General features: G+C 43.7%; 26 protein-coding genes. 6 read left to right on the top strand and 20 right to left on the bottom strand.

The genetic code is table 11. The annotated features are described in order from the left end of the window. Nucleotides 1–39 precede the first annotated feature (39 nt). Complete coding sequence (locus BM003_RS01005; protein WP_093669173.1) at nucleotides 40–243, top strand: hypothetical protein; 204 nt, start codon at nucleotides 40–42, stop codon at nucleotides 241–243. Here BM003_RS01005 and BM003_RS01000 read toward each other — a convergent pair. Continuing rightward, on the bottom strand, nucleotides 240–626 hold the full coding sequence (locus BM003_RS01000) for a YppE family protein (protein WP_177184564.1): 387 nt from the start codon (nucleotides 624–626) through the stop codon (nucleotides 240–242). The genes BM003_RS01005 and BM003_RS01000 overlap by 4 nt on opposite strands. A gap of 103 nt (nucleotides 627–729) precedes the next feature. Then, entirely contained in the window at nucleotides 730–1065 is a 336-nt protein-coding gene (locus tag BM003_RS00995) for a hypothetical protein (RefSeq protein WP_093669169.1), read from the bottom strand. 248 nt (nucleotides 1066–1313) lie between these two features. Here BM003_RS00995 and recU point away from each other — a divergent pair, with 248 nt between their 5' ends. Further along, nucleotides 1314–1916: a Holliday junction resolvase RecU gene (gene recU / locus BM003_RS00990; protein WP_093669167.1), complete on the top strand. Its 603-nt coding sequence runs from the start codon at nucleotides 1314–1316 to the stop codon at nucleotides 1914–1916. Between the two features lie 82 nt (nucleotides 1917–1998). Continuing rightward, nucleotides 1999–4353, top strand: coding sequence for a transglycosylase domain-containing protein (locus BM003_RS00985; RefSeq protein ID WP_093669165.1), 2355 nt, complete (start codon nucleotides 1999–2001; stop codon nucleotides 4351–4353). Nucleotides 4354–4411: 58 nt separating this feature from the next. Here BM003_RS00985 and BM003_RS00980 read toward each other — a convergent pair whose 3' ends face one another. The 13 genes from BM003_RS00980 to BM003_RS00920 all read right to left on the bottom strand — a co-directional run bounded on the left by BM003_RS00980 (nucleotide 4412) and on the right by BM003_RS00920 (nucleotide 15087). Beyond that, nucleotides 4412–4942 carry a YpoC family protein gene (locus BM003_RS00980; RefSeq protein WP_143128419.1) on the bottom strand — a complete coding sequence of 177 codons (531 nt, stop codon included), beginning with the start codon at nucleotides 4940–4942 and terminating at the stop codon, nucleotides 4412–4414. Next, nucleotides 4917–5654 carry an endonuclease III gene (gene nth, locus BM003_RS00975; RefSeq protein ID WP_281242854.1) on the bottom strand — a complete coding sequence of 246 codons (738 nt, stop codon included), beginning with the start codon at nucleotides 5652–5654 and terminating at the stop codon, nucleotides 4917–4919. The genes BM003_RS00980 and nth overlap by 26 nt, the downstream gene beginning before the upstream one ends. Next, on the bottom strand, nucleotides 5608–6306 hold the full coding sequence (locus tag BM003_RS00970; RefSeq protein WP_093669161.1) for a DnaD domain-containing protein: 699 nt from the start codon (nucleotides 6304–6306) through the stop codon (nucleotides 5608–5610). The genes nth and BM003_RS00970 overlap by 47 nt, the downstream gene beginning before the upstream one ends. A 131-nt stretch (nucleotides 6307–6437) precedes the next feature. After that, nucleotides 6438–7730 carry an asparagine--tRNA ligase gene (gene asnS / locus BM003_RS00965; protein ID WP_093669159.1) on the bottom strand — a complete coding sequence of 431 codons (1293 nt, stop codon included), beginning with the start codon at nucleotides 7728–7730 and terminating at the stop codon, nucleotides 6438–6440. Between the two features lie 33 nt (nucleotides 7731–7763). Further along, nucleotides 7764–8948, bottom strand: coding sequence for a pyridoxal phosphate-dependent aminotransferase (locus BM003_RS00960; RefSeq protein WP_093669157.1), 1185 nt, complete (start codon nucleotides 8946–8948; stop codon nucleotides 7764–7766). A 50-nt stretch (nucleotides 8949–8998) separates the two neighbouring features. Beyond that, nucleotides 8999–9487, bottom strand: coding sequence for a cell wall elongation regulator TseB-like domain-containing protein (locus BM003_RS00955; RefSeq protein ID WP_093669155.1), 489 nt, complete (start codon nucleotides 9485–9487; stop codon nucleotides 8999–9001). Between the two features lie 270 nt (nucleotides 9488–9757). Continuing rightward, nucleotides 9758–10141 (bottom strand): aspartate 1-decarboxylase, encoded by a 384-nt coding sequence (gene panD / locus BM003_RS00950; RefSeq protein WP_093669153.1) that lies wholly within the window; start codon nucleotides 10139–10141, stop codon nucleotides 9758–9760. Further along, a complete protein-coding gene (gene panC / locus BM003_RS00945; RefSeq protein ID WP_093669678.1) occupies nucleotides 10141–11019 on the bottom strand; it encodes a pantoate--beta-alanine ligase in 879 nt (292 codons plus the stop codon). Before panC ends, panD begins: the two co-directional genes overlap by 1 nt. A gap of 268 nt (nucleotides 11020–11287) precedes the next feature. Then, nucleotides 11288–12271, bottom strand: a complete 984-nt coding sequence (locus tag BM003_RS00940; protein ID WP_093669676.1) for a biotin--[acetyl-CoA-carboxylase] ligase — start codon at nucleotides 12269–12271, stop codon at nucleotides 11288–11290. Next, complete coding sequence (locus BM003_RS00935; protein ID WP_425441029.1) at nucleotides 12241–13467, bottom strand: CCA tRNA nucleotidyltransferase; 1227 nt, start codon at nucleotides 13465–13467, stop codon at nucleotides 12241–12243. Before BM003_RS00935 ends, BM003_RS00940 begins: the two co-directional genes overlap by 31 nt. Nucleotides 13468–13483: 16 nt before the next feature. Then, nucleotides 13484–13897, bottom strand: coding sequence for a methylglyoxal synthase (gene mgsA / locus BM003_RS00930; RefSeq protein ID WP_093669149.1), 414 nt, complete (start codon nucleotides 13895–13897; stop codon nucleotides 13484–13486). Between the two features lie 33 nt (nucleotides 13898–13930). Next, nucleotides 13931–14740, bottom strand: a complete 810-nt coding sequence (gene dapB / locus BM003_RS00925) for a 4-hydroxy-tetrahydrodipicolinate reductase (RefSeq protein WP_093669147.1) — start codon at nucleotides 14738–14740, stop codon at nucleotides 13931–13933. Then, on the bottom strand, nucleotides 14737–15087 hold the full coding sequence (locus BM003_RS00920; RefSeq protein ID WP_093669145.1) for a nucleotide pyrophosphohydrolase: 351 nt from the start codon (nucleotides 15085–15087) through the stop codon (nucleotides 14737–14739). The genes dapB and BM003_RS00920 overlap by 4 nt, the downstream gene beginning before the upstream one ends. Before the next feature lie 218 nt (nucleotides 15088–15305). Here BM003_RS00920 and BM003_RS00915 point away from each other — a divergent pair, with 218 nt between their 5' ends. Beyond that, entirely contained in the window at nucleotides 15306–16286 is a 981-nt protein-coding gene (locus BM003_RS00915) for a YitT family protein (protein WP_093669143.1), read from the top strand. Between the two features lie 104 nt (nucleotides 16287–16390). After that, entirely contained in the window at nucleotides 16391–17320 is a 930-nt protein-coding gene (gene rarD / locus BM003_RS00910) for an EamA family transporter RarD (RefSeq protein ID WP_093669141.1), read from the top strand. Nucleotides 17321–17416: 96 nt separating this feature from the next. Here rarD and BM003_RS00905 read toward each other — a convergent pair whose 3' ends face one another. The 3 genes from BM003_RS00905 to BM003_RS00890 all read right to left on the bottom strand — a co-directional run bounded on the left by BM003_RS00905 (nucleotide 17417) and on the right by BM003_RS00890 (nucleotide 22955). After that, nucleotides 17417–17842 (bottom strand): hypothetical protein, encoded by a 426-nt coding sequence (locus tag BM003_RS00905; RefSeq protein ID WP_093669139.1) that lies wholly within the window; start codon nucleotides 17840–17842, stop codon nucleotides 17417–17419. 103 nt (nucleotides 17843–17945) lie between these two features. After that, nucleotides 17946–19493 (bottom strand): amidase family protein, encoded by a 1548-nt coding sequence (locus tag BM003_RS00900; RefSeq protein ID WP_093669137.1) that lies wholly within the window; start codon nucleotides 19491–19493, stop codon nucleotides 17946–17948. A gap of 600 nt (nucleotides 19494–20093) precedes the next feature. After that, nucleotides 20094–22955, bottom strand: coding sequence for a cation-translocating P-type ATPase (locus tag BM003_RS00890; RefSeq protein ID WP_093669133.1), 2862 nt, complete (start codon nucleotides 22953–22955; stop codon nucleotides 20094–20096). Nucleotides 22956–23132: 177 nt separating this feature from the next. On the opposite strand from BM003_RS00890, the gene BM003_RS00885 reads away from it, so the two are divergent. After that, complete coding sequence (locus tag BM003_RS00885) at nucleotides 23133–23411, top strand: GNAT family N-acetyltransferase (protein ID WP_093669131.1); 279 nt, start codon at nucleotides 23133–23135, stop codon at nucleotides 23409–23411. Nucleotides 23412–23455: 44 nt separating this feature from the next. Here BM003_RS00885 and BM003_RS00880 read toward each other — a convergent pair whose 3' ends face one another. After that, a complete protein-coding gene (locus BM003_RS00880) occupies nucleotides 23456–23971 on the bottom strand; it encodes a hypothetical protein (protein WP_093669129.1) in 516 nt (171 codons plus the stop codon). 113 nt (nucleotides 23972–24084) lie between these two features. Next, entirely contained in the window at nucleotides 24085–25068 is a 984-nt protein-coding gene (locus BM003_RS00875; protein ID WP_093669127.1) for a YeiH family protein, read from the bottom strand. Nucleotides 25069–25265 lie beyond the last annotated feature (197 nt).

Here is a 25265-nt window from a genome sequence, read left to right as displayed (position 1 = left end):
TATAGTCTATCAAAAGCTAATAATCAGGAGGGAACGACAATGGAAAAAACAAACACAACACCACTCTCGAAGAAACAAGATCCAATTAATGAACGTATTCGCCAGATATCACAGAAAATCGAACACCTCTCCGCCGAAGAGTGCTTTGAATGGATCACGAAGGTCATGTATCGGGCTATTCTTTTTCTTGGTATCCCCTATTTCCTATTTGTTCTCATTTCGTTCATTCGTATGGCGAGTTAACGCTTCACGTGATCCCGTTCCAGCTGATCCAATATATTTTCAAGAACATAATCGATTGACTTTATTGTCTCGTAGAAACGCCGTTTTCGCGTATCTTTCTGAAACGCAGTGACGCAAATAATCGACAGATTGTCGCAAGTATCCTTTATCTGAATGGGAAAGACATACTTCGGTTTGCTACGCCTTACCCATGCTTCAGCAAGTGGACGCCAGATATCAATCAATTCCTGCACTTTATCGGCAAACGGTTTGACTTCATTATAGAAATCCACTTGAAAGTCTTTTTCTTGAGTTCGCTTAGAAAACTGTTGGAACGCATTTTGGTTTAATTCTCTTAAATGCAAGGTTAATTCGCGCAGCTTGTTGTCTGCTTGTTGATGCACGTTCATTCACTCCAATAAATCTGTTTCTATTAGTTTACCATGAACCGGACATTTAGCTTTAGATACTGCTCATGGTTCACATTGAGTGAAGTCGATCGAATGATTAACCAATCAATTGCGTTGACTGCTGCTGCCACGGTAGCTTTTGACCCGTGGCCACGGTTGACGTCTTGCGCTGTTCGCTGAAAAAAACTGCCTCCAATTGTTTTGAATAATAAACATCTGTGCCTCTAGCGGCTTTTGCCAACAATTGGTCTACCTGTTGAATTTTCCGATTGGATTTCGCAAGTCTTTTTTTGCAGAAAGAGAGATGATAGTCAATGATTTCTTCATTTTTGCGCATGATCTTATTTTCAAGTTGCTCTAACTGCATATTCAGATAATCAATTCTAAAGGATAACTCCCCGACAGACATTCCATTTACCTTATCTGAATTCATAACTGTTCCTTCTTTCTTTTTTAATCATATTAATAGCTTTCCATGGATAAGAATGATCCCCTGCATGGTCGACAAAACTCGTAGTAATCTCGCAAAACTAGTGGAATAGTGCGTTAATACTTATTACACTTTTGCATAAGATAAGAAAATTAACCTCTTTAATGCGGACTTTGGTATACTGTTCTAAGAGATTGATTGTCATGTAACCAACGAAACCTTAAAGTACCGGAAAGGAGCGTTCTCTGCTCATGACCGTCTTTTATCCGAATGGACAACCCTACAAGAAGGAAAACACGACATTTGAGAAAAAGACAGGTTCCGAAATCGTCTACGGTCATCGCGGCATGACTTTGGAAGAAGATCTGAATGTAACGAACCGCTACTATATCGAAACGGATCGAGCAGTGATCTATAAGAAACCAACACCGATCCAGATTGTTCACGTGGACTATCCGAAACGAAGTGCGGCGAAAATTACTGAAGCCTATTTTCGCAAAGCCTCTACCACAGACTACAATGGTATCTATAGGGGAAAATACATAGATTTCGAAGCGAAGGAAACCACACACGAGAACTATATCCCCCTGAAGAATTTTCACGCCCATCAAGTTGAGCATATGAAACGTATCAAGCGACATGGCGGAATTGGATTCATCATCGTTAAATTTTCGCAGAGTTCGGATACCTATTTGCTCGAATCCGATTTTCTTGCATCGTTCTGGGATGCTTCTTTAAGTGGGGGTCGAAAATCAATTCCCAAACGTTTTTTTCACGAACACGGGCACTTAATTCCTCAGAGCTACCTGCCTCGAATTGACTACCTTCGCATCGTGAATCAGGTGTTTTTTTGAGTTGGTCATAATCAATGGGAACAATCGAATACTATGAAACGTAAACCATGGGACAGGTTTTTTCGGAAAGGTAGGATCAGTCATGGTTGAATACCATACACGAATGGAAAGACGGCGCGCAGCCGAACAGGAAAAGCAAAAAAAAGAAAAAAATAAACCAACGAACAAAAAAAAGAAATCCGGAGGAAAAAAACATTGGGTAAAACGGATCTTCATTATCATCCTACTTACTCTCTTATTCCTTATTCTAGCGGGAACGATCTTTGTACTTGCAGTGATTAAGGATGCGCCTAAATTAGACGAAGACGCGCTGCACAATGGGATATCATCATTCGTCTATGATCAGAACAACAAAAAAGCGACGACCGTAGACTCAGGGGAACATCGGGTATATACAAGTATTGACTCCATTCCCCTCAGCGTTCAGGATGCCTACATTTCAACTGAAGATGTTCGCTTTTATAAACATATCGGCGTTGATCCGATCCGAATTATGGGCGCTGGAGTCGCTCAATTTACCAAGGGTTATAAATCTGAAGGTGCCAGTACAATTACGCAACAGGTTGTCCGCAACGCGATGTTGACGCAAAACAAGACGTTTACACGTAAGATTCAAGAAATGTATCTGGCGATTCAATTAGAGAAGAAGTATACAAAAAAACAGATACTTGAGATGTACTTGAACCAAATTTATTTAGGTGAAGGCCCAACCTATGGTGTTGCGGCCGCTTCTGAACGCTATTTCGGTAAAAACATTAAAAATGTTAATCTTGAGCAAGCGGCGATGCTCGCGGCAATGACGCGTAATCCGGGATACTATGATCCGATCCGCCATCCTGTGCAAGCAAAAGCAAGACGTGATTTAGTTTTAGATTTGATGGTGCAAAACAAAGCAATTTCCACGGCCGAAGCAGCAAAAGCAAAGGCCGTCACCATGAAGCAAATGACTAAGGGCCATCGAAATATACCTATAAGTAATCGAAAATATGGCGCCTTTCTCGATTATGTGCATCAAGAACTTGTTGTGAATAAAAAAGTGATCACGGAGAAGGAATTTAGTTCCGGAGGTCTTAAGATCTATACGACGCTTGATCCCGAAATTCAGCAGCAAACCCAGGATACGCTAAACAATGATAAACTTTATCCGAACGTCCAGCAAAATTTCCAGGCAGCCGTATCAGTGATCGATACACAAACCGGAGCGATTCGCGCGCTTGGGGGCGGACGTAATTACAAATATACGTACACAAACTGGTCTTACGGTTCAAAAAGAAATATTGGATCAACGGCAAAACCAATTGTGGATTATGGACCGGCAATTGAGTATTTGAAGTGGCCGACTGACTATGAGGTCAACGATTCTAAGGATATTAAATACAGCTGGGGAAAAGAAATTAATGACTGGGATGGCAAGACGCTTGGAAAAATGACCATCCGCAAAGCACTCTATTTGTCCCGAAATATTCCCGCGCTGCAAACCTTTCAAGAAGTTAGTGATGCGCTCGGCGGAACAAAAAAAATCCGTACATTCGCTGAAAAGCTTGGATTTACCGATAGCGTATTGAACAAATTAGGCGAGGCCTATGCGATCGGCGGCGCTGGTTTTAGCACCAATCCGCTGCAAATGAGCGGAACATACGCAGCATACGGCAACAACGGCATTTATAATCAGCCCTACGCTGTTCGAAAGATTGTAAAGCCGGATGGTGAAGTGATTCAGTTGGATCATACACGGCGAGTTGCAATGCATGATTATACAGCGTATATGATCACGGATATGCTTAAAGATGTCATGACGAGAGGAACCGGTGTCAGCGCGAATATACCAGGAGCATACCTTGCCGGAAAAACCGGTACAACAAATGTCCCTTCTGACTACGCACATCAGTACAAAATTTCAAAATCGGGTCAGGACCATGGTGCTTTGGATTCCTGGTTTGTCGGTTATAATACGAGGCTGACCGCTGCTGTCTGGACGGGCTATAATGCTTCAGATAAAAGCAAAATTGGAAATAAGAACTACGGATCTTATTTAGGACCAAACGAACAAAATTATTCCAAAGCAATATTCAGAAACATCATGGCTCGATACATGATTGGTGCTTCAGATTTCAAACAGCCGAATTCAGTGACCAATCTTAGTAATGGCGAGTTGGCTGTGAAGAATTCGACGATTACCAATCACTATAAAACTGAGAGCAAACCTGATGACGCCAGCAGTGCTGATTCGTCGAGCAGCAGTGCAGAGAGCAGCAGCTCATTACCGCCTGAAAGCAGTTCAAGTATGCCACCTGAAAGCAGCAGTAGTGATATGAGTTCAGCACCGCCTGCCTCTTCATCAGAACCACCCGTCTCATCTTCTCCACCGGTTTCGTCTACGCCGCCCGCATCCTCGGATCCCGCAACGACAACGAATGCCGAAACATCTGCACCTTAATAAAGAAGAAGAGTTCACCGAAAAAAATCGGTGAACTCTTCTTCTTTTTACTTATGAATTAATAACCGTTCGCGCGCCGTCTAAGATACGCAGAACGTTTCTTTGTAAATTCTTGTTCCAATTCATCAAGTTGAATGAAGGATTGATAACGATCTGGATGAAGCAGCAAAAATCGGAGCCGCTCCTCGATATTTAAAGGTACACTAGGAATTGTTTGCATCTTTTGAATCACTGTTTCGTGCTCCAGAGAATCCACAGGTGCCCCTGTTGTCCAATATAATTGGTCAATGAATGCAGACACGGATAAAATCATTGGCTTTCTCGCCTTTTTCTGTTCCCGAAGGTGAAACCGTTCGCGAAGAGATTCTTTTTGCTCCACCCAATAGTTATGAAAATAATTCTCGCTTTTTTGCCAAGGCCATCGTTCAAGTAGATGCGGATCATGATGATACATTAGATCGTACAGAAACGGTGTGTTAAAGCTGATTTGTTCAGGGACTGATACATGCTCAACCATACGTTGATCCTTATAGAAAGGGGCGACACGGAAGGAGTTGGGTATGTTAAGATTCAGATATAACGTTTCCAAATTCTCTTCCACCTCTTTTCATGCGTTTCTTCCCTTCTCGGCAAAGATCTAGTAATGGACATTCGGGACAATTGGGATTCTGAGCTTTACAATGATACCTGCCAAAAAAAATGAGCCGATGATGCGTTTGTGACCATTCTTCTCGCGGCAATCGGCGCATGAGTGTCTTTTCAACTTCGAGGACACTATCTTTCCAGCGGCAAATGCCCAACCGTTTCGTCACCCGTTCAACATGTGTATCGACGGCAAGTGCAGGTTCACCGAATGCTACCGATACAATGACATTCGCTGTTTTGCGTCCTATGCCCGGTAATTTGATTAGTTCATCCCGAGTGTTTGGTAAAACGCCGCCATAATTCTCAATTAACATTTGGCACATCTGCCTGATATGCTTCGCTTTATTCCGATAGAGTCCAATAGAACGTATGTCTTGCTGAAGCTCTTCAATCGATACAGCCAGATAATCTTCAGGTTCATGATATTTATGAAACAATGCCGGTGTCACTCGGTTAACCAGAGCGTCGGTACATTGCGCGGAGAGCATGACCGCGATTGCGAGTTCAAATGAATTTCGATGATTCAGCTCACAGTGCGCATCAGGAAACATAGAGGCAATTGTTTTCATGATAAAGTCAAACTGATTTTGATTCAGTGAAGTTTCCTCCTTACCCGCGTTTTCCAAGCCAATTGTAGGAGGGCATCTTGGGAACATCGTTTACTTCGCGAGCCGCACTTGATGAGCGTTGCTGATGTCCTCTGATTTTCTCGCCATGCGCCTTCGCTTGATCAAGTGTTTTAATTCCGTTTTTCTTCCAATCAAATAAAATGCGGTCAATATATCGGAAGTTCAGCTTTCCGGATACAACCGCTTCACGCAATGCTCCTTTTATAAGCATTGGAGAATGTCGGTCTTGATCCATCCACATCGCAAGCGTCTCACATTCAATCGGTGAAAGCGGTCGTCCAAATTCTGTCTCGAATAGTGTATAAACTGTATCTTCATTATGTTTGGATGGAGCGTCTATGATCTTACCATATGCGCAGCGAAGCAGTTTCTCCCATAAGGGCTGCAGTGAATATGCTTCTGAATAAATTTGCTCATCGTTTTTCTGAACAATGGACAAGAAGCCGCGCTGGATTAAATGACGCAAAAGATCTGCACAAGCGGTTTCGTCAAAAGTCATTCGACTCGCCAAATCGTCAAAGGTGGGAAAATTATCCCCCTTATTTAGAAATGAATGCAACTGAATCAGCAGCATACATTCCTGCTCATTAAGGCCAATATCATGAAAATGTTCGATAAGCAGGGAAGGCACAGTGACACTGCCTTTTTCGACTAGTTGCAGCATGAATTTCATATCCATAATTGACACCTCATCGTTCATTATAGCATGGATCGTTATTTATTAATGAAATGTGAAGTCAAACTGAATAAAGACCCGGGAATAAACCAATCCCGAGTCTCTAGATCATCCAAAGGTACCTGAACAATGCATCAAGGATAAATACGATTCAGCAGTCTTGGGAACGGAATGGTTTCCCGAATATGGTCCAATCCGCAAATCCAGGCAACTGCACGTTCAAGGCCCAACCCAAAACCGGAATGCGGCACGGTACCATACTGGCGCAGTTCAAGATACCATTTATAGGATGGATCGGTCAAATGGAACGCTTCATAGCGTTCTTTCATTAATTCCAAATCATCAATACGTTGACTTCCGCCAATGATTTCTCCATAGCCTTCAGGTGCAAGAAGATCAGCACAGAGCACTACTTCTCCGCGTTCCGGATTCGGCTTCATGTAAAAGGCTTTAACCTTTGTCGGATACTCGGTAACAAATACTGGTACATCGAAATGTTCGGCGATAGCCGTTTCATGAGGAGACCCAAAGTCATCGCCCCATTCAATATCATCAAAACCTTTACCTTTCAAGAACGTAATCGCGTCATCATAGGAAATACGCGGAAACGGTGCCTTTATCTTTTCAAGCTTTGTCGTGTCTCGTCCAATCGCTTTCAATTCTGGTTTGCAATTATTCAGTACTTCTTGAACGAGATAAGAAACATAGTTCTCCTGAACCTTCAAGCTCTCTTCATGATCACAAAAAGCCATTTCCGGCTCGATCATCCAAAATTCAATCAAGTGGCGCCTTGTTTTTGATTTTTCCGCACGAAATGCAGGTCCAAATGAAAATACCTTTCCAAAAGCCATAGCCGCGGCTTCCATATATAACTGACCGCTTTGCGATAGATAGGCATCATGATCGAAATACTTCGTATGGAATAAATCCGTTGTGCCTTCCGCAGAACTTCCGGTTAGAATGGGTGGATCTACCTTAATAAATTCATGGTCATGGAAGAAGTCATAGGTTGCTTTAATGACCTCGTTTCGGATGCGTAAAATCGCGTGCTGCCTGCTGGAACGCAGCCATAGATGGCGATGATCCATAAGAAATTCGACCCCGTGTTCCTTAGGCGTGATGGGATAATCCTGGGCGATTTGAATGATTTCAATTGATGTGACCGTGAGTTCAAAGCCGCTCGGCGCACGTTTGTCTTCGCGTACAGTACCTGTTACATAGAGCGAACTCTCCTGAGTAAGTTCTTTGGCTTTGGCCCAGTTTTCTTCACTAACTTCGTTTTTAAGAACGACCCCCTGAATATAGCCTGTACCATCACGAAGTTCAAGAAATTGAATCTTGCCGCTTGAACGCTTGTTCGCGAGCCATACGCCTATGGTGACTTCTCCGCCAACATGATTTTTTACTTTGGAAATCGTTGCTTTCATTTTCTCTCGTGCCCCCCGATTAACAAAACGAAATTAATTTATGTGTTTTTGAATAAAATGTTCGATACGATCTAATGCATTCTCAAGATTCTCCAATGATGTCGCATAGGATAAACGAATGAAATCCGGCATTCCAAATCCTGCCCCAGGAACTACGGCGACTTTTTCTTCATCGAGAAGCGCTGTCACCCAATCCGAAACATGAGCAAACCCACAACTTTCGCTCATTTTCCGTATATTTGGGAATAGATAAAAAGCCCCTTGAGGTTTCACGCATGTAATACCCGGCAATTCGGAGAGACGTGGGAAAATCGTATTCAGACGTTTCTCAAACGCTTGACGCATCGTTTCAATGCTTTCCTGTGGTCCATTATACGCAGCGATTGTCGCATACTGCGATACGGATGCCGGATTGGATGTACTGTGGCTGGCAACATTAGTCATCGCTTTGATTAACACTTGGTCACCAGCCGCATAACCAATTCTCCAGCCCGTCATTGAATGCGATTTTGATACGCCGTTAATAATCACAGTATGCGCTTGAACCTCTTCAGAAATCTGCGCAATGGAATAAAACACATTTCCATTATAAACCAGTTTTTCATAGATTTCGTCTGAGACAATCAGGATATCATGCGCAATACAAAATGCGGCAATCGATTCTAGTTCTTCTTTTGAATAAATCATACCGGTCGGATTGCTTGGCGAACTTAAGATGAGTGCTTTCGTCCTTGAAGTGACCACTTGTTCAAGATCCTCAACACGAATCTTGAAATGCTTTTCCTCTGTAGTAGTAATTGTAACCGGAACCCCACCGGCCAGTTTCACTTGTTCAGGATAGCTGACCCAATAAGGTGCCGGAATGATCACTTCATCACCAGGGTTCAGCAATGCTTGAAATAATAAATAAAGGACATGTTTTGCACCATTTCCAACAATGATTTGGGATTTGTCGTAGTTAAATCCTTGATCACGCTTTAATTTACCAATAATAGCCTCTTTCAATTCCGGGAGACCGGCTGTCGGCGTATATTTTGTGTGACCGGCGTTCGCTGCTTCCATAGCCGCGTCAATAATAAATTTAGGTGTGTTAAAGTCAGGTTGACCGGCACCTAAGCCGATCACGTCATAGCCTTGTGCCTTCAATTCCCCGGCTTTCGCGGTAATTGCTAATGTACTTGATGGGGTAATGCTTTCCACTCGCTTTGCAAGTTGCATCGTCATTGTTCCTCCCTGAACCTGCGCGTTTAATTACGCATCCTAATCATTTACAAATTCAAAATTCGCTGCGCTTCCTTACCGCTTTCAAAATAAAAAGACACATAATTATAGTTATTTTTAGAATTTAAGAACGTAATTTCCCAAACTGGATTTCCTTTAATTGCACCAAGACGTACTGAGATAATCCTTTTCACATCAAGCCGAGCATCCGCCAATTTTTGTATTGCCTGCCCCTGCGTTATTCCTTCACTTGCCAAACGTTCAAGGAACGGAGCTTTCTTTGGTTGATCCGGCACCCAAATGTAGACCTTCTTACCCTTTTGCTTCGCCTGAATCACTTGATAAGCGTCAGTTCCCCGAAATGGAGTAACCGATTTGACCTGATTAAATGAGTACCATTGCTTCGCCTTTTTGACAGCCGTGACCGACTCCTGTTCCTGATAGCCGGTATTACTTGTATAGAGCTTCAAAGCGCCGATTGCAACCATTAGTGCTAAGGCAACCAATACGGTAATAATCGTTGTTTTTGTTCTCAAAACATCACCTGAATCAATTTATGTATCCGGATGGCAGCAAATTGCTCCTGCAATCACTGTCGGTAAATAATGGCGGGAATGGACTTAAGCCTTCCCGCTCAAACTATAGTTACCCAATCAAGGGAAATAACCTGCCGACCCCACTACTATTCATCTATGCATTGCGGAAAAACCCGTATTCACGGGTTTTTCGACTGTTCTCACAGCAAATTAATCGTATCTATTCTTTAAACGAATTGCAAGGGTAATTTTGTCGTTCCCGTCTCAATTTTATAAAGTCTGCATGGGACTTTCGCCGTTCAGCATCTTTTCAATACAATTATTCTGATCAAGTACAGCTACTGTCGGCTTGAGTTCACTATATTCACAAGTGTTCATTAGCGCGTAAGCCATAATAATTAATACATCACCTTTTTGCGCCAGTCGTGCAGCCGCGCCATTTAAACAAATGACACCAGAATGCGCCTGACCGGGAATCACATAGGTTTCAAGACGCGCGCCATTATTATTATTCACCACTTGAACTTTTTCATAAGGGAGCAAGTCAATGGCCTTCAATACTGCTTCATCAATCGTTATGCTGCCGACGTAATTCAAATTTGCGTCTGTGACTGTTGCTCGGTGAATTTTGCATCTCAAAAAAGGACGCATCATTAGACGGAGGCCTCACTTTCGCCATTGTCACAATCAAGCGTTATGTTATCGATCAAGCGTGCATTTAAATAGCGTACGGCGCAGGCGATGATGACACGGCCACTCATCATTTCTTTGGTACGCGTCAATTCCGGATAATTCAGGACATCGATATAGTCAACGCTGCCAAGTGTTAAATGTTTTTCATAATAACCGCGTACGGCGCGAATAATTCGATCAAAATCTTTTTCACCGTTCAGAATTAATTCACTTCCGAACTTAAGTCCTCTATACACTTCCGATGCTTCTCGCCGTTCCTCAGACAATAGACGTACGTTGCGCGAACTCTTGGCAAGCCCGTCTTCCTCACGAACGATCGGGCAGGAAATTAACTCAATCGGAAAATGAAAGGATTCAATGAGACTGCTGACGATCGCTACTTGCTGAGCATCCTTCATGCCGAAGTAAACACGATCTGGTTGCGTAATCGTAAAAAGTTTCGTCAATACAGTGGCTACACCGTCAAAGTGACCCGGTCGACTCTTTCCGCACAGTACATCGGTTTTTTCATTAACCTTTACCGTCACTTGCTCTCCATTTGGATAAATCACACTTGGTTCAGGAAGAAAAAGTGCGTCTACACCACATGATTCGGCAAGTTGCGTATCGCGCAACCGGTCCTTCGGGTAATTCACATAGTCGTCTTTTTCTCCAAATTGCGTTGGATTGACAAAACAGCTGGCAATGACACAATCCGAGGTTGCTGCCGCCTTTCTAAAAAGAGATCCATGACCTTCGTGAAGATAACCCATTGTCGGAACAAATCCGACAGTCTTTCCTAAATGCTTCTGCTCCCGCACGAATTGTCTAACTTCGGCAGGTGTTGAAAGCAGTGACATCGTTTGCGTGTGTGCCACACTCATTTGTTTTCCTCCTCTTGTCCTGAGAAGGTTTGGGTACGGAAGCCGCAAGAAAGCAATTTGCTTTTGGCGTAGCCCGCCCCTCCGTCCATGTCCGTAATCGGATCATGGCAGACGAACACGATAGTTACTCGGTTAGCTTGATCTAAGTACCGCTTTCAATGAAATGCAGCCTCGAACTAGATCCGCTTATCCGGCATTCTCATTATAACAAAAAGCTGTTTGTTTTTCGCTAGTAGACCATTAGTCAATCCCACTCAATGTCCGCTGAATAAATATGTGTGATCGTTCCGTCCTTTTTTTCCAGAAGCAGCACGCCATCGTCATTTATACCTCGTGCAAAGCCCTCTAAAATCCGGCCGCCCGGTTGTCTGACTTTAATTTGCTTTCCAAGGTTCAAGGCACGTGCCTCCCAAAGCGGTCTTATGCTTTTGAAGCCGTCGCTCAGATATATATCATAGAGACTCTCAAAGGAAACGAAGAACTGTTGAACAAATGGTGCCAGATCATACCGTTTGCCAGTAATTGACCTAAGCGATCCGGCAACATTCTTTAGTGAATCAGGAAATGCGGCTGGTTCTGTATTTACATTGAATCCGGTACCAATAACGACCGCCTTAACATAGGTCGCTTCAGCCTGGAGCTCGGTTAAGATCCCCACAAGCTTTTTTCCATCATACAGTATATCATTTGGCCACTTGATGCCGCATGACAGGCCGGTTTCTCGCTCAATGACATCAGCCGCCGCTACTGCAGTGAGCAGCGTTAATTGCGGTGTCTTCTCCATCGGAAGCTCCGGCCTGAGAATCATACTCATAGCGATAGTCACACCGCGCTGTGATTGCCATGTATGACCAAGCCGGCCGCGACCGCTTGTCTGTTCATTGGTCACTACTACGGTTCCATCTTCAGCACCTTCATCAGCGAGTCTTAAAGCTTCTTTTTGTGTTGATCCAATCGATTCAAAAAAATGGATTGTGTGACCAAGCCGTTTTGTCTGCAGACCTGCGGCAATTGCGGATGCATTTAAGCCTGCCGGAGCCTTCGTCAGCTTATATCCCTTCCTTTGCACCGACTCAATCTGGAAGCCTTCTTCGATGAGTGATTTAATATGCTTCCACACCGCCGTGCGCGAACAGCCAATCAGCCCGGATATTTTTTGACCTGATAAAAACTGATCTCGATGTTCATATAACAGGGTTAAGATTGCTTCTTTTGAGTGATTTGCCATTTTTTGAACCATGACCGAATCACCTCCAACTTATTTTCAATGCGACCGTTCACAATGTCTCGCTCAAGATCTTGGATCACTTCGGCAAGCCATGGACCGGGCTTAAACTCCGACCAGCTCATGAATTGATTGCCCGTTACAGTGAGCTCGGAACGAGAGTGGATTGGGCAAGCGTTCCAAAGAAATTCTACTTGACGCTCACAGGATGCAAGATCATTTTCGTGAAGTGTTCCTAAAGCAGCAAGCACTCGATCCGCCGCTTTGGCGTCATTCGTACCCGCAAAATAGACAGCTTCCCTGGTCCATTCGTTCTTTGAACGCTGCTTTAACAAAGCGGTTAGACGCAAAACAGACTGGCGGACGTTCTTCGACCATTTCCATGCTTTAGCAAAAGCATGCACGTCATCAATGCCCACACTAATCAAAAATGCTGTCCAACGTTCTTCATCGCTTTGAAGAATCCAATAGCGAGGTGTGTTCGCGTTCGTCACCGGACCTGCATGCTCCAGCATCGGCAGTTTATGGATACAGCCGGTTTTAAATAACAGTATGAGCGCATTGGCGACACCTTTGCCCGCAAGCAAACGTGTCATCTCCTGATTAATCCGTTCCACTGAAATATTCTTCAACAATTCAGCTTTTTGATGAAAGGCTTCACACTCTGTTTGTCCGAGTGTGAAGCAAAGCTCAGATGCAAATCTCATCCCGCGCATCATACGCAACGGATCCTCAGAAATACGTTCCTCGGCCTTACCGACCGTGCGAATCCTTTGTTTTTTAATGTCGCTTTGTCCGCCGAAAAGATCGATAATGATACCGGCGCGATCCATAGCTAACGCGTTGATCGTAAAGTCACGTCGCATCAGATCTTGTTCAAGCGAGGGAACAAACGCGACATGATTAGGATGTCGAAAATCATCGTAGCCGGTTTCCGAACGGAAGGTTGTTACCTCGTAAGTACTGCCATGTGACAATACCGCGACCGTTCCATGCTCAATGCCGATGGGAATGGTTCGCTTAAATAAAGACACAACGTCAGCAGGATGTGCCGACGTTGCTACATCAATGTCATGAATTGGGCGACCAAGTAAATAGTCACGTACGGCGCCGCCAACGACGTAGGCTTCAAATCCATGACTAATCAATTGGTCGAGAATAAAAGCCGAATTCTTAAAAGGAAAACCCAAAGAGGACACCTCACTTTTTTACCAATCACTTGCTGTCCTTACGCTGATGGATAAGTTCACGCCAATGTATTTCACCGCGTTTTAAGGCATGCATAAGAAGTTCTGCTGAAGCGAGATTGGTGGCAAGTGGAATTCGATAAACATCGCTCAATCGGAGCAGCGCGTTGACGTCCGGTTCATGCGGCTGGGCGGTCAGCGGATCACGAAGGAAAATGACCATATCCATTTCATTAGACGCGATCATCGCTCCAATTTGCTGGTCGCCACCAAGAGGACCTGATTGAAAACGGTGCACAGACAATCCGGTTGCTTCCATCACCTTTAAACCGGTCGTTCCCGTTGCATACAATTCATGTTTCTTAAGGACAGCTGCATAGGCAGTAGCAAACTCCACCATTTCAGGTTTCTTCTTATCATGCGCAATCAATGCAATTTTCAAGATTCTAGTCACCTCTTAGCAGCGCAAGGCCGATTAGTCGAGAATATTTTCCAATCCATAGACAAGCGTGTCTAAATCCATAACCGTTTTTGTCGCGTAATACACTCCGGTCATAAAGGATGCGCGATCCATTGAATCATGACGAAGAGTCAACAATTCTCCCTTGCCGCCAAAAAGTACTTCCTGATGGGCAATGAGACCCGGGAGACGGACACTGTGGATGCGCATGCCATCAAAATCAGCACCACGAGCTCCTGGAAGCGTTTCCTTCTCATCCGGTGCGCCCTGCTTTTTCGATTCGCGTGTCTTCATCATCAATTCTGCCGTCTTTATGGCTGTTCCTGATGGTGCATCTTTTTTCTTGTCATGATGCAATTCAATAATCTCAGCATCCGGAAAATATTTAGCTGCCATTTGGCTGAACTTCATCACAAGCACCGCGCCGATTGCGAAGTTCGGCGCAATGATTCCGCCAAGTTTCTTATCGTTCATCTGACTGCGATAGCTTTTGACTTCTTCATTGGTAAAGCCTGAGGTACCGATCACTGGCCGCACGCCATAGTCAATCGCTTTTTGCAGATTTTGTTTGCCTGCCTCAGGATTAGTAAAGTCAATAAGTACATCGACTTCCTCATTTGAGAAGCAAGCGTCGCTATCAGCGTATACTCGTCCGCTTAAGCCGGCCACTCCAAGTAAATCTTCGATGCGTTCTCCATCGTGGTTGTGGTCGATCGCGGCCACGAGGTCAAGACCTTCAGCCTTAGCGATCATGCGAATCGTTTCCGAACCCATTCGTCCTCTCGGTCCCGCAACTACGACACGAATTGTCTTTTTATCCGTCATTGTTGAATCTTCCCTTCGTCTTTTGTCTTTTTGGTCCACCGGTCTCTGTCCCGGGTCTGAAATTTATCCAGCACAATGGTTAACGCTTGTCCCAGATTAATATGTAAGCTGTTCGCCATGCAAATGACGACAAAAAGAAGGTCACCAAGTTCTTCTTCAACCGTCTTTACTGCTTCCGTCGGCTTCTTTTTTTTCTCGCCATAATAATGGTTGATCTCTCTTGCCAGTTCACCTAATTCCTCAGTAAGACGGGCAGTCAGTGCGAGCGGTGAGAAATAGCCTTCTTTAAATTGACCGATGTATTCATCCACGTTTTTCTGAAACTCATCAAGTGTTTTGACTTCCATGCACAATCACCTCTACCTCTCTTTTCCTATTTTAACGGAAAAGAGGCAAGATGCCAAAATCCTAGTCAGCCAATTGCAGTTGGATTATACCATTGTTTTCCTTCAATGAAAACGGTCAGCACGTGAAATAATAATCTTTTGCTCACTGGTATATTGAAGGTTCTTCATGTAAAACGTATGATATAGATTGCGACTTGAAATGAAAGGTTGTGTTCTCAATGAAAATTAACTTACAGAAAAGAAATATTCTTTTTATCCTGCTTGGTGCAGCAATCTACGCTTTTGGACTTGTGAATTTTAATATGAAAAACATGTTGGCTGAAGGCGGCGTCACCGGAATCACTCTTATTTTCTATAATTTGTTCTCAATTGATCCCGCGGTGAGCAACATTGTCCTTAACATTCCGTTGTTTTTTGCCGGCTGGCGCTTTTTCCGCAGGAATGAATTCATTTATACCTTGCTGGGAACGTTCTCGCTCTCATTCTTTCTTTATATTTTTCAGCATTGGATCACCTTCGACTTCTCATTGACCCATGATCTGTTCCTAGCGGCTTTATTTGCCGGAGTGTTTATCGGCGGAGGTTTAGGCATCATCTTTCGATACGGAGGAACGACCGGCGGTTCCGATATTGTCGCTCGGATCACCCACAAGAAGTATGGGTGGGCGATGAGCAAGACGATGCTCGTTATTGATGCAGCAGTCATTATTTTGTCACTTTGCTATTTAGATTATCGGCAGATGATGTATACACTGGTAGGTATTTTTGTCGGAGCAAAAATGATTGATATTATTCAAAAAGGTGCCTATTCGGCCAAAGCGATCATGATCTTTTCTAAGAAAAGCGAGCTTCTGGCAGATCAGATTATTAAACTACTTGATCGAAGCGTGACCCTCATGTACGGAAAAGGGGGTTACACAGGGCGGAAACTGGATGTCGTTTACTGCGTCGTCAGCCGAAACGAAGTGTTTCGACTAAAAAGTTTAATTAAAGAGCTTGATCCGGACGCTTTTGTAACGGTTAATGATGTTCACGAAGTGTTTGGCGAAGGCTTTGCAAATAACGATGTTGAGACAACTTCCAAGACAAAACGCCTCTTTCAAGAAACGGTGGAACAGCCAACATCCGATGACTCTATGAATGTTGAAAAAGACCAAGCGGATTCTACTAGTCAAGAAAGCAAAAAGCCGATACAATGAATAAATAGATTTCGTGGACTTTTAAACGGGCTATGGGCTGATCATCCATCAAGGAGAGGAAGTGAGCGTTCGGCATTAGCTTCGGCTTTCTGCTTAACACCGCTATGAATCATCGAGAAACCAAACTAGGTGCTATTTACACGTTATCGGCATATTTTATGTGGGGACTTTTTCCTTTGTATTGGATTCCCATTCACCAAATACCGGCATTAGAGATTTTGGCGCATCGCATTTTCTGGTCATTGACCTTCATGATCGGACTTCTGTGGGTAACCAAATCTTTAGGCAGCTTCATCCGGGAATTGAAGCTGCTGCTGGCGAAACCCAGACTACTGCTCTTCGTATTTGCAGCAGCTGTGCTGATTACTTTAAATTGGCTTGTCTACATATGGGCGGTTAACCACGGGCATGTCATTGAATCAAGTATGGGCTATTATATCAACCCTTTAATCAGTATCCTTTTGGGCATCCTCTTTTTGAAAGAGAGACTGACAAGTTGGCAGCTCATCGCATTCATACTGGCTGCTTCAGGGGTGCTCATTCAGACGATAAACTTTGGGCACGTCCCTTGGATTGCCCTTTCACTGGCACTTACTTTTGGATTTTACGGGCTTGCAAAGAAACTGATTCACATTACACCTTCCTTGGAACTGACCTTTGAAACACTTTTTGTTGTGCCTGTTGCTCTTCTTTATCTGATTTTCGTGCAGCAATCGGGATCAGCCAGTTTCGGCACAGGATCATGGACAACCACCTTGCTTCTCATCGGTACAGGTGTGGTTACAGCTGTTCCGCTTTTGTTCTTCGCGGAAGGCGCGCGGAGGATTTCGCTAACCATGGTTGGCTTCTTCCAGTACATTAATCCTACCATGCAATTGATCATTGGCATTGTGATTTATAGAGAGCCGTTCCACCCTATTCAACTCGTTTCATTTTCATTTATCTGGCTTGGTTTGCTCGTCTTTACCTTGTCGGCAACACTATTCGACCGAAGGCAACCGATGCTTTTAAAAACGGCAAACGTAAAAAAGTAAACAGAAACAGGCGAAGACGTAATTGCGATTGCCATGGATTTATGGTATCAAAAAGGCATGACTGCTTGATGAAGCGGTTATGCCTTTTTCTGCTCGTTATTTATAAAGACTGTAGTAATATTGCAGCCAGCTCGCATGACGGAGTTCATCAAGCGCTATCCGATAGAAGCAACTCTTCATGTGGGAAATCTGAGTTAAATCCGCCGACCTTTGGTTATATTCAGCGGCATTCAATTTGCTCTCAATACAATAACGGAGACCTTCAAGATATGTGCTCGGGCGCATGTCAGTTCCATCAGATTCAATTGACAGTCTGTTACCAGACAATGTTTCATATAAGTCCAGCAAATCTTTTTCAAGACTTACTGAATCATTCCGCAACTCACCGATCTTCTGTCGTCCCCTTAGCGTCTTAGTCTCATCAATCAATGAACTTAAACAGGCGCCCACAAGCCGTTCTTGATTAATGGCTGTCCTCATCCGCTCAAGTATTCGGGCTTTTTGTTCATTTCCATTCGTCATATGCACAACCTCCTTACTCACTCCATCTATGTTTATTCGTGAATAGAAAAAAAGTGCCCAATAAAAATCGAGCACCTGTGCACATCTATTTATTGCCTGAAAATTACAATGAGGGTTTCACGCGATATAAGGTAGCCTGCTCAAATGAATAAGCAAGTTCAATTAAGCGCGGCTCAGTAAACGCCATACCAACAAATGTGATGCCAACCGGCTCTCCCTCAGCGGTATAGCCTGCAGGGACGGTTATTGACGGATAGCCCGCCTTGGCAGCAATATCCGAACCTTGATAGTCAGCGAAAATAAGCGCGTCCAGTTTTCGCGTCTTGATCACAGCATCAATGCCCTCCTTACGCGAGAGCCGCAGATCTTCCGCACGATCTGCCAAGTATTGACGTCCCCCTAAGTCACCGCTTAATTGATCTGCCTCTTCGAACACGGTTTGTCCATATTTGAGTGCTTTATCTGCATGTTCTTTGTTAAAAGCAATCAACTCACTGAGACTATGAACCGGAACCTCATCCGGAAGTTTTTCTAGATATTGATTCATATCATAGTTAAACTCTTGAATCATAACCGATGATTTACGATCCTCCAGCGTGTCTGTAGAAGGAATAATCGCAGGATCGACAATCACCGCACCCTTCTCACGCATCAGGTCAAGCGCTTGATTAATGACCGTCGCTTTTTCATCACTAACTGAGTCTAAGTAGCGACGGTCAATACCAAGACGCGCATTCTTTAATTCCCCGCGATTCAAAAAATCCGTATAATCCTTGGCAATATCCCCTTGACTCCAAATCGTTTCTTCATCATCCTCGTCCATCCCAATGACCGCGTTCAATAGCTTTACCGCATCCTGAACAGTTCGTGCGATGGGTCCCGCTGTATCTTGGCTATGAGAAATCGGTACCAAACCGCTTCGGCTCACGACACCAATCGTAGGCTTAATACCGACTAGTGAATTAAAGGCGGCAGGACAAATGATTGAACCGGATGTCTCAGTTCCAATACCGACTGCGGCTAGATTAGCGGCAATCGCTGACGCAGTGCCGCTGCTTGAACCGCCTACGTCAAATGCAGGTCCGTAAGGATTTAGGACTTGTCCGCCTAGTGAACTGTAGCCGTTTGGCATGCCTTCAGTAATGAAGTTCGCAAATTCCGTCAAGTTCGTTTTTCCGAGAATAATCGCTCCGGCCTTTTTTAACTGCCTCACAACAAATGCATCTTTCTTTGCGCGGTGGTTCTCAAGGGCGACCGCCCCCGCCGTCGTATGCATTTTCCCAGCAGTATTCACGTTGTCTTTCACAACTACGGGGATTCCGAATAGCGGTCCGACATCCGGAGTCACCGTTCTTTTCACATCACAAGCTTCAGCTTCATGCAAAGCGTCCGGGTTTAGTTCAATTACCGAATTAAGCATCGGTCCGCTCTTGTCGAACCGATCGATGCGCTCCAGATACATTTGGACCAGATCCTTCGACGTCACTTGGCCTAGCTTTAGTGCTTTCTGCATGTCGGTCAAAGTCGCTTCTTCAATTTCAAAGGGTTTACGCTTTGCCGCCTCCTTGCGAATGTACATTCCCGCTGTCACTGCGGCCGCAGCTGCACCGGTAAGAGCTGCCGCAAACGCAAACTTTTTCTTTTTAGACATTTGGCTCTCACTCCATAGATCAAAATCACAACAATGATGAAAATTCAGCCTATAAATTAGTTTTATCTTACCGTTTGAAACAAAAACATGCAAATTACTGTGTAGCCGTGTGCATGAAAACCTAAAAAAAACTTAGGTTTAACCCTAAGTTCTTTGATTAAGACGATCTATTATCTATAATCAGGCTAAGCGATTAATGCTTAGCGGCGAGCACACCCGCAGTCATGATCATGATCATCATCATCAAAATCGAATTTTGGTCCAAAAGATTTAATCGCAACGATGTCATCAAGACAGATGTCAGTCGTAGAAACTTTGTGTTTACTACATTCAAATAATGTCAGCACATTTTTGGAAACGCCGGCAAGACGATTTTTCAACGGTTTGCCCGAAATCGTCATTTAACCATAACGCAAATAATTCAAGAAAAGCAGGAAACACCCGAAGTACAGGATGAATTATTAATTTCTTAAAAACCTAAAACTTTTGACTGTCCAGTATCTTACATAAATAGCTTATGAGTAACCGTTCTAATGGTCATGGACAAAACATCTGGTACGTTTATACATTTTTATGAATGGGGTTGATTCCACATAATGATTAAGCAGTTCTTTGCTTCTCTATTGTATGATGGGCAGACGAATGTACTTTTCGAACGACCCATTTTCGTGATTCTTCCACCACGATTAAGAAGATCGGACAAATCAATAGTAGATAGAGATGATTTAAACTCGGAGCGGCAGTTCCAAATACCAACTGCATAAATGGCAGATACGCGATTAATAAAAAGAGCGCTACTTCAAACAAAATCCCCCAGAAAATCAAATGATTCGATTTTCGAAGCAGCGTAAACATTGATTGACTGGGCGAACGACATTCGAGCAGATTGCCGATTTGACTGAATATAACCGCGCCAAAAGCCATTGTTACAGCATATTGATAAACATAGGATACTTGAGCATCTGTCGAACCAGCGGTCAAAGAAGCGGTTAATCCCTGGATATCCGCAAATGAATAGCCGAACTGGTTCCAAGAATGAAAGAACATGAAAAACAACATAAACGCCTCAGCGAAACCGAGAAATAGATATGAACGGAGCAGCACTGATTTGTTTAAAATATTGTCATTCGGTTTACGCGGCGATGCGTGTAACACATCTTGATCCGGAAGCTCTTTGCCCAGTGAGATGGCTGGGATCAAATCGGTTCCTAGATCTATTGCCAGCACAAGTAAAACATTAAGCGCAAGCGGAACATGAAAAATCGCCATGATAAGAAAAGGGAGTACTTCCGGTACATTGGACGCCAAGATATACGTAATAAATTTACGAATGTTCTCATAAATCGCGCGTCCTTCTTTTATCGCTTCAACAATCGTAGCAAAATTATCATCCAGTAGAACGACATCCGAAGACTCAATTGCGGCATCTGAACCATTTTCCCCCATCGAAATACCAATGTCCGCTTTCCGCAAGGCGAGTACATCGTTAAGTCCATCCCCAGTAGAGGCGACAACATGTCCGAGACTTTGGTAGGTATCGACAATTTTTAATTTGTCCTTTGGCGTCGTCCGAGCGAAAATCACCGGCAGATTCGTGTCGATTTTCTTCGCTAGTTCCTTTTGGCTCATTTTTTCTAACTCATTTCCAGTAATTGCTACATATCCATCTTTTACGATTCCAATCTGACGAGCGATTGCGGCGGCGGTCAGCGCATAATCACCCGTTACGATCGTCACCTTTATCCCTGCTTTATAGCAATCGGCAATCGCATCGCTCACGCCTATTTTCGGTGGATCGTGCATAATGACAAGACCGAGCAAAATCCAATCATTCGAAATCGACTCCATATCCAATTGTTCTTCAGTGCGGTCCGCGTACGCGACGGCGAGCACGCGAAAGCCATTATTCGCCATTTCATCATTCACTCCACGTATTTGCGTTCGATCCATATTCGACAAACCGCATACCTTACCTTCCTTTATAGAGAAACCGCAATGCGCCAGCACACGCAGGGGATCTCCCTTCGTGAATTGAAAGATATGCCCTTTTTCAAACAAATGATCCACTTCATTTTGTGCGTAGACGGTCATCATCTTGAGATTAGAAGTAAATGGCACGATTTTAATCCGTTTAAATGATTCAATAGCGTTCATCACTGGAAAGCCGGATTTCTCAGAAGCAATTAAAATAGCTGCCTCGGTTGGGCTGCCGATTACGTTCCATGTTGACGGATGGCGCACGTCCGTGTTTAAAGTGGTTTCCGAGCAAATCGATGCAGCAGTAAAAAGACGCTCAAGCGTTGTTTTAGTTTCTTCCGTACCGCCGCTCACCGTCCCCTCTTTTCCATATCCGTACCCGCTAACCTCATAAAGTGCTCCAGGCACCCATATTTTCTTAGCGAAAATTTTATTCTGCGTCAGTGTTCCCGTTTTGTCAGTACAAATGACCGTTGTACTGCTCAAGGTTTCCACCGCCGATTGTTTGCGCACAAGCGCCTGCTTCTTTGCCATACGTTCGACACTGAGGGCAAGCGAAAGACTTACCGTCGGCATTAACCCTTCAGGAATATTGGCAACGATAATACCGATTGCGAACACAAGCGCGGCATTAACGGAAAATCCGCTGACAAGAACAGAAGTCAGAAAAGCAAGCACACCTATTGCTATCGCTATCAACGACAACGCTCGAGTAATTTTGTGAATCTGGACATCAAGTGTGCTCTTACGACGGGTAATGTTTGCTGTTGTCATAGAAATGCTGCCGATCTGAGTCTGATTGCCAGTCGCATATACAACTGCTGTTGCTCGCCCGTCGGTAACCGTTGTCCCCGCAAATAGAAGGTTATGGCTGCATGCGAACGACTTTCCCTCTAGCAAATCCGGAGCAGCTTCACGGTCAACAGGAAGCGATTCTCCAGTCAGCATCGAATTGTCGACAAATAAGCCTTCAGCATTGATCAAACGAACATCGGCAGGTACACGGTCGCCGGCAGCAATCGTCACGATATCTCCGGGAACCAATTGATCTGCGGGAAGAACAGTTAGCACATGATCACGATAAACTTTTACCTGATTCGGCATCATTCGAGACAGTGCTTGAAGCGCCGTATCAGCCTTCTTCTCCTGTAAAAAAGAAAACACCGCGTTGATCAAAATAATTGCCCAGATAACATAGGCGAGCATCGGTGTTCCAGATAAAATGGCAAGCGCACTTGCAATCCAAAGCATGATTGCAAGTAAATTAATAAGTTGACGTATGAATCGCCGCGCTGGATGGAACGACTGCTTACTTTTAATCGAATTCTCACCATATTGTTTCAAAAGATCCGCAGCTTTTTCACTTGATAAACCGCTTTCATTTGTGTTTAAATAGATTAAGGATTCTTTTGGGGTCAGCGCAGACATTCTCTGATAATCCCTATTCAATGCTTCCGTACTTTGAACACTAGTATAAAGACGCATTGGTAACGCCTCCTTTTATTAGGGGAAAAACTGCAATCCCACATCTTTATTTTAGCATATTATCAAGTGTAAATGATGCAATGAATCAGTCTAAATACATTGATTTAAAGCGATTTTAACTTGTCCAAACGGTTTTTTTAGGTCTAAATACGAATCAGAACAGAGGGGATATAAACTATGGAGTTAAAAAAGGGTATCAATCGCTTTTATATGCTCGATGAACAAAAAGAGGTTGGTGAAATTATGTACACTGAGGATCGACCGTCCGTACTCAGTATTAACCACACATTTGTCGACCCGAACTATCGTGGCCAGCACATCGCGCAGCAACTCATTCAAGCCGTTGTCGATCTCGCCATTGCGGAACAAAAAAAGATTTTACCCGTTTGCTCGTATGCAAAAGTTTTGTTTGAGCGTCATAAAGAATATCAAAAAATTGAATATAAGCCGTTATAAGTAAAAAAAACAGATCCGCGCATTTTTCTCCGCGAATCTGTTTTTTAATAACCGAACAATCTAGAAACTACCCCTTTTTTACGACGTTTAGACTCAGACGCCTCTCTTAACCGCATCATCAGCTGCTTGTCACGAAGTTCAATCCTCCGCTCAAACTCAGAACTGAAATTTTCAACGACTCGGTCAGCCGCTTGTTCAGCTGCGGACGCTGCAACTTCTTCAATAACAGATCGAAACTGATCCGGAAGTAAGGTCACTTCGCCTTTACTGAGAAGCATATCCTGATCCACATTTGCGGGAAGATGTGTTAAATCTGTCTTCTCACAAATCCCTTGTGCCGCCTCATCAATTGTCAGCCCTTCCTTCACCTTCTTGAGCACCTGTCTGATCGATACCAAATCCTCAGGAAAGTAAATTCTTTGGTTGCTTTTATTCCGCGTCAGCTTATATCCATGTTTCTCCAGAGCCATTGTCAAGTGTCTGAGCTTATTCTTCGTAATCTCCAGATTTTCGGCCGCCAGTTTTGTAAAATAGCCAATCGAGTCTTCGTCCGCACGCATAAATGTCCCCCCGAATCCTTCTAAGTATAAGCTACTTATACAGTTACACACTCGGGTTGTTTATTCCTACATAAATTTAGATTTCGTATCAAATACTTATCGACGTCTTCCACTCATAGAATCCAATATTGGACAAAAATCGAGACAACAGCAAGTACAAACCAACATATCAACCCAAGTAAGATCGGCCGCATTCCGTTTTTCAGCAATTTAACCAAGTTTGTATTTAATCCAATACAAACCATTGCCATAACGATCATGTACTTGCCAATCGTGACAAGCACGCGAAGCAATTCCTGTGGAACTGGAATAAACGTACTGATTACCGAAGCGACGGCAAACCAAATAACGAACCAAGGAAAGATTTTAGAGAAGTGGTACGTTCCTGTTTTTCCCTTTCCTTTACGTGAAAAAATAAACGCCAGCGCCAGCGTCACCGGTATAATCATTAACGTTCTGGTCAATTTAACAATAACAGCAAGATTTCCCGCGTCATGGCTGAATGTGTATCCGGCCGCGACAACTGATGAAGTATCATTAATCGCGGTTCCTGCCCACAATCCGAATTGATGATCATTCATTCCGATTAAATGACCGAGAAATGGAAATAGAAAAGCCGCAATCACGTTGAACAAGAAGATTGTTGAAATCGAATGCGCAACCTCCTCATCCTTCGCATTAATAACCGGGGCGGTCGCTGCTATCGCTGAGCCGCCGCAAATTGCTGTCCCGACGCCAATCAAGGTTGTCGTTCTGCTCTCTGTTTTTAATAATTTTCCAGCAAAGTAGGCGGTCAAAAAAGCCGCAGTCAATGTGAAAAGCATTAGAAGCAATGTTTGTCCGCCTACACGAATAATGTTAAATAGATTGAGCCCGAAGCCCATCAGAATTATGGAATATTGCAGGACTTTCTTTCCTGTAAACGTTACACCCGCACTTAGCGATGCAGGTTTTTTCCAAAATGAAAGAATAAGTCCGACCAAGATGCCAAGGACTGGACTGCCGATTATCGGCAGATAGAGCCCCACCAGCCATGCTGGAAAAGCTAAAATCGCGGCAAGTGCGATTCCTGGAATTTTTGTTGTAAATGAATTCAAAAGTTCTCCTCCTCTTGGTGCGTTTAAACGATGTTGTTTTATGTAACTGAGTAAAAGCGAATAATTTAGTTTACATAATATTTATTCCGTGATTATATGTACCTAATCGTCCATTGATTAATTATACAACCATCACGCGAATCCTAAGAATCGTTTTATGTCGATTCTGTTACGAAAAATTGCTAAGCTTTTCCTCT

Source organism: Sporolactobacillus nakayamae (assembly GCF_900113325.1).
In the GTDB taxonomy this organism is placed as follows: domain Bacteria; phylum Bacillota; class Bacilli; order Bacillales; family Sporolactobacillaceae; genus Sporolactobacillus; species Sporolactobacillus nakayamae.
This window is presented reverse-complemented; position numbering and strand designations above follow the sequence as displayed.